Annotated in this window: 14 protein-coding genes; 8 read left to right on the forward strand and 6 right to left on the reverse strand. The window is 43.2% G+C overall.

What is annotated here, in order from left to right; all coding sequences use genetic code 11:
- The first annotated feature begins 615 nt into the window (after positions 1-615).
- Entirely contained in the window at positions 616-1,902 is a 1,287-nt protein-coding gene (glgC, locus tag ACYX4N_RS13240; RefSeq protein ID WP_476054341.1) for a glucose-1-phosphate adenylyltransferase, read from the forward strand.
- A 123-nt stretch (positions 1,903-2,025) separates the two neighbouring features.
- Here the strand turns inward: glgC and ACYX4N_RS13245 are convergent, their stop codons facing one another.
- On the reverse strand, positions 2,026-2,838 hold the full coding sequence (locus ACYX4N_RS13245; protein WP_476054342.1) for an alpha/beta fold hydrolase: 813 nt from the start codon (positions 2,836-2,838) through the stop codon (positions 2,026-2,028).
- A gap of 71 nt (positions 2,839-2,909) precedes the next feature.
- Positions 2,910-4,232, reverse strand: a complete 1,323-nt coding sequence (locus tag ACYX4N_RS13250; RefSeq protein ID WP_474855956.1) for a spinster family MFS transporter — start codon at positions 4,230-4,232, stop codon at positions 2,910-2,912.
- Positions 4,233-4,401: 169 nt separating this feature from the next.
- On the opposite strand from ACYX4N_RS13250, the gene ACYX4N_RS13255 reads away from it, so the two are divergent.
- A complete protein-coding gene (locus tag ACYX4N_RS13255; protein ID WP_476054343.1) occupies positions 4,402-5,217 on the forward strand; it encodes an acyl-CoA thioesterase in 816 nt (271 codons plus the stop codon).
- Positions 5,218-5,254: 37 nt separating this feature from the next.
- Here ACYX4N_RS13255 and ACYX4N_RS13260 read toward each other — a convergent pair whose 3' ends face one another.
- On the reverse strand, positions 5,255-6,100 hold the full coding sequence (locus ACYX4N_RS13260) for an HDOD domain-containing protein (protein WP_474855952.1): 846 nt from the start codon (positions 6,098-6,100) through the stop codon (positions 5,255-5,257).
- 492 nt (positions 6,101-6,592) lie between these two features.
- Here ACYX4N_RS13260 and ACYX4N_RS13265 point away from each other — a divergent pair, with 492 nt between their 5' ends.
- Entirely contained in the window at positions 6,593-7,891 is a 1,299-nt protein-coding gene (locus ACYX4N_RS13265; RefSeq protein WP_476054344.1) for a glycosyltransferase, read from the forward strand.
- A 19-nt stretch (positions 7,892-7,910) separates the two neighbouring features.
- Here the strand turns inward: ACYX4N_RS13265 and ACYX4N_RS13270 are convergent, their stop codons facing one another.
- The gene (locus tag ACYX4N_RS13270) at positions 7,911-8,303 is read right to left on the reverse strand and encodes a SufE family protein (protein ID WP_476054345.1); all 393 of its coding nucleotides are present in this window, start codon (positions 8,301-8,303) and stop codon (positions 7,911-7,913) included.
- Between the two features lie 16 nt (positions 8,304-8,319).
- Positions 8,320-8,715 (reverse strand): DUF2750 domain-containing protein, encoded by a 396-nt coding sequence (locus ACYX4N_RS13275; RefSeq protein ID WP_476054346.1) that lies wholly within the window; start codon positions 8,713-8,715, stop codon positions 8,320-8,322.
- A gap of 346 nt (positions 8,716-9,061) precedes the next feature.
- Here ACYX4N_RS13275 and ACYX4N_RS13280 point away from each other — a divergent pair, with 346 nt between their 5' ends.
- From ACYX4N_RS13280 to ACYX4N_RS13300, 5 genes are all read left to right on the forward strand, one after another.
- The gene (locus ACYX4N_RS13280) at positions 9,062-9,748 is read left to right on the forward strand and encodes a biliverdin-producing heme oxygenase (protein ID WP_476054347.1); all 687 of its coding nucleotides are present in this window, start codon (positions 9,062-9,064) and stop codon (positions 9,746-9,748) included.
- 229 nt (positions 9,749-9,977) lie between these two features.
- Positions 9,978-10,784 (forward strand): exodeoxyribonuclease III, encoded by an 807-nt coding sequence (gene xthA, locus ACYX4N_RS13285; RefSeq protein WP_476054348.1) that lies wholly within the window; start codon positions 9,978-9,980, stop codon positions 10,782-10,784.
- A gap of 42 nt (positions 10,785-10,826) precedes the next feature.
- Positions 10,827-11,468, forward strand: coding sequence for an energy-coupling factor ABC transporter permease (locus ACYX4N_RS13290; RefSeq protein ID WP_476054349.1), 642 nt, complete (start codon positions 10,827-10,829; stop codon positions 11,466-11,468).
- A 103-nt stretch (positions 11,469-11,571) separates the two neighbouring features.
- The gene (locus tag ACYX4N_RS13295) at positions 11,572-12,747 is read left to right on the forward strand and encodes an FIST signal transduction protein (protein ID WP_476054350.1); all 1,176 of its coding nucleotides are present in this window, start codon (positions 11,572-11,574) and stop codon (positions 12,745-12,747) included.
- Positions 12,744-14,186, forward strand: a complete 1,443-nt coding sequence (locus ACYX4N_RS13300; RefSeq protein WP_476054351.1) for a sensor histidine kinase — start codon at positions 12,744-12,746, stop codon at positions 14,184-14,186. The genes ACYX4N_RS13295 and ACYX4N_RS13300 overlap by 4 nt, the downstream gene beginning before the upstream one ends.
- Before the next feature lie 24 nt (positions 14,187-14,210).
- Here ACYX4N_RS13300 and ACYX4N_RS13305 read toward each other — a convergent pair whose 3' ends face one another.
- Positions 14,211-14,774: a phosphoribosyltransferase gene (locus ACYX4N_RS13305; protein ID WP_118489551.1), complete on the reverse strand. Its 564-nt coding sequence runs from the start codon at positions 14,772-14,774 to the stop codon at positions 14,211-14,213.
- Positions 14,775-14,815 lie beyond the last annotated feature (41 nt).

Here is a 14,815-nt window from a genome sequence, read left to right on the forward strand (position 1 = left end):
AGCTTGTAATTACAAACAATAGAATTACAACACCAACCATTACTAGAACTTTCTTTAATGCACCCATCTGAGACTCCACAAAAAACAGTTATTCAAATATAACATCTAATTAACAAATGTCACTTAGTGTCGCATTCAACGCTTTCGCGAAATTACCGTTAGATAGACACCCAACCATCTATTTTTAACGGAGTTAAAGGTTTTTCGGCGTACAGGTACCTTTTATGTGTTCGTAATTTTAGATGAGTGTCTTTTTAAATCCTTCTAATACAGGCTACTTCGTCTTTCCCCTTGTGATAGCGGATACCTCGACTATGCTTTATGGGTATGAATTTTACGATGAGTGTCTTGCTTAACCTTGCTTAACTCCTACGATGGATGTCTTGTTTAGAAAAACCGTAAAGCAACAAAAAATTCAAAAATTTAACCATTTCATCACAAAGCAAGAAAATCGCACTGTTATTATAAATTATCTTGTGTAATATGGGTTTAGGTTATCAGTAAAGCCTGTTCAGTAGGGCCTTTCATGCATAGCGCTATCATCGCAACACCTCGTTTTCTTTTTATATTTCTATCGATACACAGTTGTCGCTTTTTTACAGGAGTTTTTAGGAAATGGCAGATCAAAGTTCTCGTTACATCAGTAACCTCACCCGCGATACATATGCGCTTATTTTAGCTGGGGGGAAAGGTTCAAGACTACACGAGCTCACTACTTGGCGAGCCAAACCCGCGCTTTATTTCGGCGGTAAATTTAGAATCATCGACTTTCCCCTATCAAATTGTGTTAACTCAGGCATTCGAAGAATTGGCGTCGTCACTCAGTACAAGTCTCACTCCTTAATTCGCCACTTGGTCAGGGGTTGGGGGCATTTCAAGAAAGAACTCGGTGAATCAGTTGAAATTCTTCCTGCGTCTCAACGTTTTTCCGACAGTTGGTATGAAGGCACCGCCGATGCTGTTTTTCAAAACATCGACATCATCCGTGATGAACTGCCAAAATACGTAATGATCCTATCAGGTGACCATATCTATCGTATGGACTACGGTGATTTGCTCGCTAAGCACAAAGAGTCTGGTGCCAAGATGACTGTATCTTGTATGTCAGTTCCATTAGAAGAAGCAGCGGGTGCTTTTGGTGTGATGTCCGTAGATGAAAACTACCGTATTAATGGTTTTGAAGAAAAACCTGCCAACCCTACCCCGCTTCCGAACGACCCCACGCGCTGCCTAGCCTCTATGGGCAATTATGTATTCGACACCGAGTTTTTATTTGAACAACTGCGAGTAGACTCTGAAAATATGGGATCTCAGCGTGATTTTGGTAAAGACATTATTCCATCGATAATTGCTGACCATCCCGTATATGCCTACCCATTTGAACAAAGTGGCGGAGATAACGCTTACTGGCGTGACGTAGGTACAATTGATTCGTTCTGGGAAGCCAATATGGAGATGGTAGCGCCAGTACCTCAGCTTAATCTTTACGATAGAAAATGGCCTATTTGGACGTACCAAGAACAACTACCGCCTGCTAAGTTTGTATGGGAAGATCACGACAGACGTGGTGAAGCTATTAACTCTGTTGTATCCGGTGGCTGCATCATATCTGGTTCTACCCTTCGTTCTTCTATTTGTTTTTCTAACGTACGTGTACATTCATACGGGTTAATAGAAGATGCCGTCATCCTTCCAGACGTTGAAATTAAACGCCATTGTAAGTTGAAAAAGGTGATTATTGATCGCGGCTGCGTTATACCGGAAGGAACGACCATTGGTTACGACCACGAACAGGATAAAGCACGAGGCTTCCGTGTCTCAGAAAAAGGCGTGGTACTTGTAACACGTGAAATGCTAGGCCAACCAGTGGGTGGACTAAGCGCCTCAAGCAAACAGAGTTAATAAACCTTTCAAGAGCCTATGAGATTGGTTTTGGCGCATAACGCCAAAATCAATCTCAAATAAACCGGCTAAACCTTTAATTACTTAGCCCAATTTATGTGACCAACAAGCGAACCCACCCGCTTACTCCGCCTCATTGCTCCACCTTGTAAGGGTTTGCTCAATAAGGCTCGCTACCGCTTCAGGATGCTCTAACGGGAACATATGACCACCATCAAATACCACATGTTCAATTGCATTATGCTTCATTAGCCGCGAGTACATTTCAGGCTTACATACATTACTGCTGCTACCCGTCGCCAATACTGCAGGACACTTGAGCTTTCCTTTGTATTTCCCGAGGTTATGAGGCACATTGCGGAATAAATCAGCTTCTACGTCAGCCCTAAATGTAAGTGAGATATTGTCTCCCTTAGTCTCTGTAACAGACTTCACGTAGTCTCTTACGCATCGTTTATCCATACCTCTAAATAGTGCTTTGCCATGAAAATACGCAACCATATCGGTATTGCTTGGCCAACGTGTATTACGCGTTTGTGCGAGTTTTGCAGGCGTTAGCTTATTAATTAAAGGCGTATGTTTAGCGAATTTAAAGAAATAACTCAGTGGGCCAACCACTAGCGGCGGGTCGAATAAAATAACGCCCCGAAATAGCTCAGGCGCCTCACACGCCGCCATGTAGGTAATTACGGCGCCAAACGAATGCCCTACACCGTAAACACCGCGCGGATCTTTATTTTCTTTCTTAATATGTTTGATGAGTTCTTGAACTTGATTTCGCCAGTTGCCATTTACGGGAAGCTGAGGGTCGTGCCCAAATCGCTCAACGTGCAAACGGTTGAAGTGGCTGGGTAACGCCGAAAACATGGCATTATAGCTTCCTGCAGGAAACCCGTTCGCATGGGCAAAATGAAAACTCAACTCTGACGAGGACACCTATACACTCCTTCACATTCAAACAATAAAGGGGCCTATTATCAGCCCCTTACCATGAAATATCGATAATACTACAAGCCCCTAGATTCTGCCATTTCCCAATCTTTTACAATCTTCGTGCTTGTCCATAAGAACACAGCAATTGAAATGGCGTAAGGAACTACTAGGTAAATCAAAGCTTGTCTTAACGCCTCAGTCTCGCCTAAAGACGGCACCAGCGCTTGGCTTATAATACCGGTAAGTGTAGGGCCACCACCTAGCGCAATTATATTTAAAACAAAGAAGAAGAGTGCCGTCGACATCGCCCTTACGTTTATCGGCGCAAGGGTTTGTGCCATTGCAAAACTAGGCCCTAAGTAAGAGCCACTTGTAAATAACAGCAGCGCCATAAGCCCAACCGACAGCCACAAATCTTGAACTTGTAAAGATGCATAGAAGGCAGGCACACCGATAATAAGCGCGATAGCAGGTAGTAATGCATAAGCTTTCTTATTGTGCTTGCCCCACCTGTCAGCTACATAGCCACCTAACCACACGCCCAATGCGTATGCAGTACCGTTGATAATGCCAAATACAATAAGAAGTTGTGTAATATCTAGCCCTGCAAATGCTCGCACGTAGTAATCAATGACCCAAGTCGATATTGCATAGTTACCGAACGAACCAAATGAAATACCCAATGCCATTCCCCACCACGTAGGTATTTTTAGCAGCATTTTCAATGACGATTTAACACTGGGCTTATTCGCGTCATCTGCACTTGGCGCAGAAACTGTTCTAGCAGGCTCTTTTACCGTCAACTTCAGCAAAATAGCCAGTATTACTCCAGGTATACCCACGCTGTACATTACCGTACGCCAGTCGGCAGATCCGCCCTGTAAAAAGAACGCTGAGGCAAAAAACGCCAGCATTACACCAAATGGAATGCCTAAAGAATAAATAGCCAGAGCTCCAGCGCGTTTTTCTTTAGGGAAAAGGTCAGAAATAATACTGTGCGATGGTGGGCTGCCCCCAGCCTCTCCAATACCTACACCAATACGAGCAATAGCGAGTTGCATGTAGTTGGCTGCCAATCCAGATGCTGCAGTAAAGCCACTCCAGAGCGTTAATGATATTGCGATGATATTTACCCGGCTATAACGGTCTGCAAGCCAAGCAATTGGGATACCCATTACAGTATAGAGTAACGCGAAGTAGATGCCTTTAAGCCACCCCAACTGAGCGTCATCTAACCCAAGATCGGCTTTAATGAAGGGCGATAATATTCCGATAATTTGCCTATCTATAAAGTTAAAGGCATACACTAAGGTTAATATGAACAGAACGTAATTGCGGTAACTTCTAGATGTTCCAGCTTCATTAGCGGGAATACCTTCAACGTGCGTATGGGCCATAACAGTCCTTTTGAGTGACGATATCCCAGTCTACGCAGCTGGTAAAAAAATACACAACTAATTGTTACTTATTTGTTAACATAACGAAAATTTCTAACTCAGGCTTTTCGTTCCACAGCGCTTAATGTACGATGACACCCACTTAACTCATCAGACCAGACAAGCCAATATGACAGTAGATGAATTGCTCAATATTCCCCAACTATTACAAACATCGGAAAATACCTGGAAAGTTGACGGGCTCGTCATTCCTAAAACTTGGGGTCAAGGACGAACGGCGTTTGGCGGCATTTCTGCCGGTATGCTGTATACCGCTGTGAAACAACAAGTAACTGATAATCGGGTGTTACGCTCTTTTACTACTAACTTTGTTGGCCCTTTGTCCCTCGAAGCCCCCTTCTCTATCGAAGTTACCCTATTAAGAACGGGTAAAAATGTTTCGCAGTATACCGCGCATGCCATTCAAGACGGCAAAAGCTGCGTCTTTTCCCAAGCGTGTTTCGGGGTCGCTAGAGAATCTGGTATTAAGGTAGAAAATAACGAAAGGCATGATATGCCTTTGCCTAGCAAAGCAAAATTCATCCCGCAAATACCTAAAGTTACGCCAAAGTTTTTACGTTACTTTGACTTAGCCATTGAAGATGGCGGTATTCCTTTTACGCGAAGAAAAACAAGCCACTACCACGGATTCATGCGGTTTAAACAAGCTCCTGCGGCGATAACTGATGCACACATCATTACCATGATTGATGCCTGGCCGCCTACGCTATTGCAAATGATGAAATTGCCGGCACCTGCTAGCACGGTTAGCTGGAATTTAGAATTTATCCACCCGCATAAGCCAGTAAGCCCTACTGATTGGTTCGGCTACAAAGCCCATACTAGACAGGCAGCTGACGGTTATGGCCACACGGAAGCGACAATTTGGGATAAAGATAACGAAGTCATTGCAATAAGCAGACAAACCGTAGCGATTTTTGACTAATCGCTACGGCATTAGCTATGTCTGAAGGCGTTTAGCCTTAATAGAGCATAAACGCGTTAGGATTAAACAAGGAAATAACCGAAATACATTGAAGGTTAGTTATATCTAGCGCGTCTTCCAAATCCTCGCGATTTAGCGACAACGCCTCGTGCATCTCAGGTTTTAAATTGTGATAGCTTGGATAAATTTCTGGGTTTACGTTATCTAGTGCTAACACGTAAGAAAGCTGTAGAATTTTATCTTCTACATTTGTCTCTACATCTTCGCCTTTGTGAATACTGGCAATAGGCGTATAAATTGAACTAGGGATTTCCCATTTTTCAATCAGTCTTGCCGACAGGTCTGCGTAAGTAAATCCTAATACGCCAAATTGAAGCTCTGCTGGGCTTACCCGTGCATTAAACGCCTGACAACGGGTTGCCGACTCAGGAAAAAGCGAAACGGTAACTAGCTCTCCAATATTGTGAAGCAGCCCGGAAACGAAAAGTCTTTCGGGCTCTCTAATATTGCGCATATCGGCAAAATACTTGGCCAATAACCCGCAAGAAACGCTTTGTTCCCAGAACTTGTCTAAGTCTATTGCTTGGCCATTTACTTCGCTAAAAGCCTGACTTACACCATAGGCAAGCGCCAAGTCGTAGGTCGAACGGGTCCCCACCACCTGGATAGCCCTTGTTATGGTGTCAATCTTATTGGGAAAACGATAGAGTGCTGAGTTTGCCACTCTAAGCAGCTGGGTAGCCAATGACGGGTCGAAAGCAATGATATCGCCAATATCGTCAATGCTTGAAGCTTCATCGTCCATACAAGCTTTAAGTCGCGTTACCGAGTCTGGTAAAACAAAGAGGTCTTCCGCTTTCGAAACTAATTCATCTAAATTCATTCGTGCACTCTCTTCAATGCAGTCTTTGTCATTGTCGTGTTCAAGGCACCTCCATTCGCCATGAGCTTAATTAAGGTATAGGCGTTAAAACTAAAGAGGTCAATTAATATCGCCTAGTAAAAAAGTATGATTTCTTTACTAATCAGGCAGTTAAAAAAACTCTTAAAAGGGTAACTATTAATTAATGTTTCTTTGTAATTATAGGCTGTTTTTCCAACCCTGAGCATTATCAATTTAGGTAATACCCTAGACTACAATACACCTTTGGAGTTCCTTTAACATGCCGGAACGTCGCGTATTATAACGAGCAGCTTGTTTTTACAAACCTAAAATTCTTTTTCAAAGAAAAACTTAGGGTAATTACCTATAAGAATTAGAATTTCTAAGGCAGAGCCCCTTTTATTAATGACGTACGTAGTTTTGTGATAGCATTTGCCGCAAAATAACCGTGCAGTTCAGGCACATTTTTGAATAAGAGTTGTAACCCATACCATGTTAAATGTTGTTGTAGTCGGCTATGTGTGGCCCGAGCCAAATTCCTCAGCCGCTGGGCAGAACATGCTCTCTATTATTGAGCGTTGCTTAGCCGCTAACTTCAACGTGAATTTCTTAACAGCCGCCACCGACAGCGAGCACAAAGCCGATCTTCTAGCCATGGGGGTAAATGTTCAGCCTGTGGCGCTAAACTGCAGTTCATTTAACACTCTTATTGCAGAGATAGCCCCAGACGTAGTTATTTTTGATCGCTATATGACTGAAGAACAGTTTTCTTGGCGAGTAAAAGAAGTTTGCCCGAATGCGCTAAGAGTGCTTAATACTGAAGATTTACATAGCCTTCGCCAAGCACGACATGAAGCGGTAAAAAAGCATGGCGATGCAAGCCTAGCGCATCTACATAGCGAACTGGCCCAAAGAGAAATTGCGTCGATTATTCGAAGCGATCTAACCTTGGTTATCTCAACAAAAGAAATGGCCTTATTGACTGAACACTACGGTGTACCTTCAGCGCAACTTCAGTACCATCCTCTTACAGTTGGCCGTTCTATTAGCCCTGCCCCATCTTTTGAGCAACGCTCACATTTTATCCATATTGGTAACTTTCGCCATGCGCCAAATTGGGACGCGGTTTTGCAATTAAAGCAGCACCTGTGGCCTTCAATCAAAAAAGCATTGCCTCATGCTGAATTGCATATTTACGGCGCTTACCCACCTAAAAAAGCAACGCAACTTCACAATGAGAAACAAGGCTTCTTAGTAAAGGGCTGGGCCAACGATGTTGAGTCTGTAATGAAAAATGCTAAAGCCCTTATCGCTCCCTTGCGATTCGGCGCGGGGATAAAAGGAAAGCTGCTTGATGCAATGCGCTGCGGCACACCAAGCGTCACAACCTGGGTTGGCGCAGAAGGTATTGTTGAAGATAGCGTTAATGTAAATAGCGAGATGAGCGCCAAAGTCGAACACGAGGTTAAAAATCTGCAATCGGCACAATGGCCTGGTGCTATATGCGATGCTGATACTTCTAATATGGCGGTTATTCAAGATTACGTTGAAAGAGCCGTAGCGCTGTATGAAGATGAGAAGATATGGAGTTTAGCCAATAAAAATACGGCTAGTTTGCTAAGCGAATTTAAACAGCAGCAGCCAGAGGTGGCGCTTATTGAAAGAATAAGTGAGTTAAAACAAGGGCTGAATAAACATAGAGATGCTTTGTTTATGCAAAGTTTGTTGTGGCATCAAACGCTTGCAGCAAGTAAATATATGAGCCAGTGGATTGAAGCGAAAAACAAGTAGAGGGGCGAAGTTGAAGCGCCTATACGCCCTTCAACTTCGCTATCACTGACTTTATTCCGTTGCCTCGCGATTGACTTAGATAACGCTCTAACTGGCATCGAGACAAGTAACTTTCGAAGTCAAAACTTTCACGCTGCGCTTGGGGCAAGGTATTGGCTTTTTCAAGTAATACTGCAAGTACACCCCGAATCACCTTACTTGGTGAGTACGCCATAATGCCGCCTTGTTCCGTCGAATATGCCATCCACACAGGGCTTTCACACCCTTCAACTGCCGTGTCCGAAGTGCGTTCATCTAGAGGGAGTGGCGTTAAAGATTTACCCGCTAACATAAGCGTGCGAGTGAAATCATCCCACCCTTTCGAAGCGGCAAGCGATGAAGCTAAAGGAAGCAAAGTTTCATCCGAATTCATCTGCTATAAGCCCAGTTTAGTTGCCGTTTAGTTCGGCAGCTAAATCTTCTGCGGTCATAACTAAGTTTTCAACGTCGCTTGTTGTTGGAAACATAACCAGTTCCACACCATTTTTTGTGAGACCAGGCAGCCAAGTTTCTGTAAATTCAGCCAAATCAACGCTTACGCATTGGCCTTCTATTTCATTTATTTCTACGAACTTTTGCGCCAAGTCGCGATGTGGGAATACGGGTAATTGAACACTCTCGCCGCCTTCGAACATAACAAAGCCTTCACTGCCCTGTATCATCCATATTTCTTTTGCTTTCGCTATATAGCTAACAACAAGTTCTTGTCGCTCTTCAGCGCTTAGCTTCATGGCTTGTTCAATGACCGCATCGCTCAACTTGTCTGCAATTGTTTCTGGAAACACGCTTATTCACCTATCTCAAAATTTGGGGCAAGTATACCCGCACCAGCAAAAGGCGCAATGCAATAGTCACCAAAACCTCTCTTACAAAGACACCCACGCTAAAAACAACAAACCATCCTTACAAAGACACCCATGCTAAAAGCAACAAAACCACCCTTACAAAGACACCCACCCTAAAAACAACAAACCATCCTTACAAAGACACCCACCCAAACCAGCAATCAACCAAGCTAATTTGAAATTATTTAGCTTTTCTTCAATTCACTACCGGTTACAGAGACACCCATGCTAAAGTAAAGCCCAATCGATAATGACTACTCAGTAACAACGCCAAGATACTTATACCATGCGCAACCTTTTCACTGCTCTTAAGCAAGACACCCATGCAAACCACGATATTTTGGAAAATACTTTCCCATTTTCTATCTATCACAAAGACAGTTTGTTCGATGAAAAGGCATACCTCGCTATTTTAAAAATCATGAGTATGTTCCACCAAGCCGCGGCAAACGCCGTTCAACGAGCTGAACTCAAAGTTCCAGCCCTCTCATCGGTGGCTTCGATGATAAACAGTGATGCAATTCAAGATGCGCTAAATCAAGATATTCTTGCGCTTGCCAAAGATTCAATTAACAAAGACATCCACGCCTCAGAAACATACACAGAGCAGGCTTACAAAGACACCCACCACAACAAACTATCTATGCCAGACAGCAGCTCGCCCACCAGCCAAGCTATTTCAGCTATATACGTATGGTTAGGCTCATCGATGGGTGCGAATATCATTGTTCGAAGGCTAAACGCCATGGAGCGCGATATACCTACAAACTATTACCAAGCAATGGCTGGGTGTGCGAAAGCATGGGTGTCATTCAAACAAGAAGTCGAAAAGCTACTCTCTGAACTCGATTTAGAAAGTGAAAGCTTTGTTGCAGATGCAGTAAAAGATGCGAATGCATGGTTTGAATATCTGATTTCATTAGCTGATGCTGACGTACAAGACAGCACTAGTCAGGCGGTTGAAGTTAGTTAGCATAGCGTAGTTAAAAACAAAAGCTATTTCCACCATAGGCAGAAATAGCGCGGTAATTCGTTTCAATCAAACCCACCGGCATCACCGGGCGACGCACAAGCTGCCTAGCTATAAATAAACTTAATCCATCCAATCGACTGAATGCATTAATATATCGGTAGTTCTTCGTTAAGCGCTTGCTTAGTTTCTGGTAGACTTAACTCAACGTTGAAACAACAAAAACATAAACATGAAAGTAATCTCATTTAATATAAACGGCATACGCGCCCGCTTGCACCAACTACAAGCAGTTATTGACGCTCACCAACCAGATATTATTGGCTTGCAAGAAATCAAGGTTCACAACGAGCAGTTTCCAGTAGAAGCCGTGGAAGCCATGGGCTATCACGTTTATTTCCATGGGCAGAAAAGTCACTACGGCGTAGCGTTTTTAGCAAAGAAAGAAGCCCTTTCCGTGTCTATGGGTTTTCCTACCGACGAGGAAGATGCCCAGCGTAGAATGATCATCTTAAAAACCACTGATGAATCTGGCGAACCCGTAACTATCCTTAACGGTTACTTTCCTCAAGGTGAAAACGAAAAGCACGAAACAAAATACCCAGCTAAGCGCAAGTTTTATAAAGACTTAATGACGTATTTGAACGATAACCATACGCCGGATGAGAACGTCATTGTAATGGGCGATGTAAACATCTCCCATACGGATCTAGACATAGGCATTGGTGAAGAAAACAAGAAGCGCTGGTTGAGAACAGGTAAATGCAGCTTTTTACCGGAAGAGCGCGAATGGTTGAATACACTCATCGACTGGGGCTTTGAGGATAGCTTTAGAACACTTAATCCTGAAACTAATGACAAGTTTTCGTGGTTCGACTATCGCTCAAAAGGTTTTAACGACAACCGCGGCCTTCGCATTGACCTAATACTGGCTACAAAAACTTTGCATTCACGCCTGCAGGACGCTGGCATCGATTATGAATTAAGAGGCATTGAAAAGCCGTCGGACCATGCCCCAATTTGGGCCGAATATAACTAGTTAGCTGATAGCGAATAAAGTAGCGCCGTATAAGGAGTACCAGTGAGTTCATTACAGTTGTTGGCATCGCTAATCTATGGCGCGTTTTTGCTGGGCGCGGCTAAGCACATCGACTTTACTCACTTTGCTCGCAACAAACAGCAGCAACACCTTATATTCGGCACTGCTGCCTCTCTATTTGTGCTTTGGTTGTTTAAAGCGGGAATTTTTGAAGGCTTAGATGTTCATTTTCTAGGCCTTTCTGTTCTCACCCTTATGTTGGGCTTTAGAAATGCCATTATTGCCTCATTTATCGCGCTTTTGGGGGCAAACCTCATAGGTTACGGCACGTGGGAAAACTTCGGTGTGAATGGTCTGCTTGGAACTATTTTACCAATTGGAACAACCTATCTTTTCTACATGCTGTCTTTCCACCATATCCCCAGACAACTGTTTGTCTATATTTTTGTGTGTGCTTTTTTTCCCGCCGCACTATCAATCGCTCTTAAAACCTTATCGCTAGGCGCCTTCTATTATTTTGAAGGTACGTATACTTGGGACATCGTTTTCGATAACTATATTTTACTAATCCCGCTATTAGTGTTTCCAGAAGCACTTCTAAACGGAATGGCTATTACTCTACTTGTTATTTACCAGCCAACTTGGGTGTATACCTTCCACGACAAATTTTACCTGGATAATTAAACCCTTTACCTCTTCAAATCACTTCACTTATTAAACTAAAAGTTAATAAGATTTTTCTAATTTCAATCTATGATTAAAGAGTGAAGTCGAGTGGTAGAGCTAAATGAAAATTCAGACATTTGCATTACAGTGCGACGGTACTGCAAGCGTAACATCGCAACTAGAGAGTGTTTTAGCCGATGAAAGGCCTTCACTACTCATCGGTTACGGCAATACCGATTTATCATTAGATACACTTTCAAGAACTATAACCGATACAGCGCTACCATTTTTCATCTCTAGTTCTTGCTTAGGTGCGTTGCTTTGCGATAACAACATAGCCTCGCCTAACTGTGATTTAGCCTTGTTCTGTATTAACGATGAAAACGGGGCTTACGGTGTAGGCAGTGCCGACATTACTGAATGCAGCCCATTTAAAGCGGGAGCAGTATCGCTGCAAAAAGCATTGGCAAATGCAGAAAGACCCTATGAGAGTCCAGCACTTATCTGGTGCTCGCTTCCCCCAGGCGATGAAGAAAGCATACTCGAAGGTTTTGCTAGCGTCGTAGGAACAAAGGTTCCTATCTTTGGGGGCTCAATGGCAGACAATACAGTTTCAGGTAATTGGTGCACAGTAACAACGACTTCCTCAGGGCCTCAAACCGTTGCCGTAGCAGTTCTATACCCTTCAACACCTTTGGGTTTAAGCTATAGCTCTGGTTACAAACCTACTGAAACTGTCTTTAAAGCCACTACAGCTCAAGGTCGACAACTTCACCAACTCGATAATGGTAAAGCCAGCACTGTCTACAATAATGCGACTAATGGCTTGATTGCACAACAGCTTAACGGCGGGCAAATATTAGGTCTTACTTCATCGGCGCCTTTGGGTAAGCCAGTTGCGTTGGACAATGGTGCAGTAAACTATCTTCTCTGCCATCCCGACTCGGTAGACGAAGATGGGACCCTTCATGTTTTTTCCGAAGTCCGAGAAGGCGAAGAGCTGGTTTTGATGGAAGGCAATATTACAAGCCTCACCTCTCGTGCAGAGCGTGTTATTAATAATGCAATTATGCTGCTTCCGGAAAACAAAACGCCCGTTGGCGTATTGATGATTTATTGCGCCGGATGCCGGTTAATGGTTGGCGATGAGATAAATGCTATGTTGAACTCGTTACAAAAAACGTTTCCGTCTCTACCTATTTGTGGCCCGTTTACGTTTGGCGAACAAGGGCGATTTTTAGACGGCAAAAACAGACACGGTAACCTCATGATATCAGCGGTAGTGTTTTCCCAATGAATAAAGATTACGAAAACGTTTTAGAAGATCTGGCCCTTGTTTACCGCTTGAAACAACAAGCTGAGGCTCATAAAAAAGAAAGCGATGCATTGCTAGAAGGCACCCGGGTGCTGCTTACCGCTGAGGATGAAATAGATCTTTACAAGAAGATGTTTAGCGTTTTTAAGGGGCTTTACAACTACGAAGTTTGCTTTGTGCTAGAGAATGAAAGCGCGGGCAAAATGAAATGTATAAATAGTACACATGACACTTTACTTGATACTGTTTGGGAGATAGACGATACCCTTTCTAGAGCCGTCAAAAGTGAACCCGTTGCATTGTTTAACGTTCAGCAACAGCCTACTTGGCAACAGCACTTGCCATTATTTGTAACTTCAGTCACATCGGTGCTTTATTGTCCGTTTAACGTACATCAGCAGCAGGCCGTTATTGTTTTTTGTCATCAATCTCTGGGGTACTACACCCAAGAATACGTAAATATGGCCAACAGATATCGCACCTTTACGGAACAAATGGCAATGGGGATGCAGGCCAAGTTAATGACGCTGGAAACGGTGAGGCTGAAAGAAGAAAAAGCCAAAGTTGAAAAGAGCCTTATCGATTCTGAAAAAATGGCTTCTCTAGGGTTATTAGCAGCAGGTGTAGCCCACGAAATAAATAATCCGATAGCGTTTATCAATAGTAACATTCACTTTTTAAGAAACGTATTGCCTGCTCTATCTCAGATGCAGGACATAGTGTTGCAACTGGCATCAAGTACTAGCGACAAAGAAAGGTTCGAAATAGCGCAAAAAGCAATACGGTGGCAATCGCGCAATAAGATTGATTCACTAAGTGATGAAATTGCAGATATTTGTGGAGAATCCGAAGAAGGTTTAAACAGAGTCACTGACATAATTACCAGCCTTCGTTCATTTTCTCATGACGCCGACATGCTTGATGATGAAACTATTAATGTAAATGACTGTATTGCCCATGCTTTAAGGTTAGTAAATAGCGAATTAAAGCACCGCATCAAAATACAACGGCGCTTAACAGAGGTTCCTTTAATTAAAGGTAAAACCGGAAAGTTAAATCAGGTGTTGGTGAACCTTTTTGTCAATGCTGCGCAAGCGATGGATGATGGAGGCAAGCTAACCGTCTCTTCCTTTGAAGAAGATAACCATACTGTTATCACTATTAAAGACACGGGTTGTGGTATAGAAAAACACGCCCTGCAAAAACTTTTCGAGCCGTTTTACACCACTAAGCCTACAGGTAAAGGAACTGGTTTAGGACTTTATATTTCTTTTTCTATTGTTGAGGCCATGGGTGGCACTATTGCCGTAGATAGCGAGGTTAATGTAGGCACTACGTTTACGCTCTTATTTCCAACGAATTTAGCCAATAAAAAAACCGCACAATCGTGCGGTTTAGATACGTTCGATAGCGATTCGTAATCGCTATTAAAGCTATAACGCTGGCTACTTCTGGAACAAAATATCCATAACGTCAGCCAACTCGCCTTTTCCTTCGCGGATCTCTTCTTCTGACAAGCCTGCGATTTCGTGAGGAAACACTAGCCATTCATCACTTTCGTTTACGTAGTAATCTGGCACGATGTCAGTAGTGTTGTTTTGAGGCTTATACCAAGGGCACGCAATGCGAATGTCTTTTGGCATGTTCAAGCGCATAAGCTTGTTAATTTGCTTGATAAGCGCGTCTACACTTCGGCCTGAGTCAAAAACATCATCAACAATCAATAACTTGTCGTCAGCGTTGGCATTTTCAACCAAGTAGTGTAACCCGTGCACACGGATTTCTTTCGACTGTTTATTGATTCCATAGTAAGACGAAGTACGTACCGCGATGTGGTCGGTTGACGTATCTTTAAATTCAAAGAATTCTTGAACTGCGATACCAATTGGAGCACCACCACGCCAAATACCGATAATAAAGTCAGGGCGGAAGCCGTCTTCATACACCTTTGCCGCTAAGCGAAAGGAATCCTGTAGAAGCGATTGCGAGGTGATAAAATTCTTGTTCATGACGTCTCACTGAGCAAATTTTAAAAGACCGCGAGTATAGT

It is taken from the genome of Alteromonas sp. ABH4_452, from assembly GCF_056311825.1.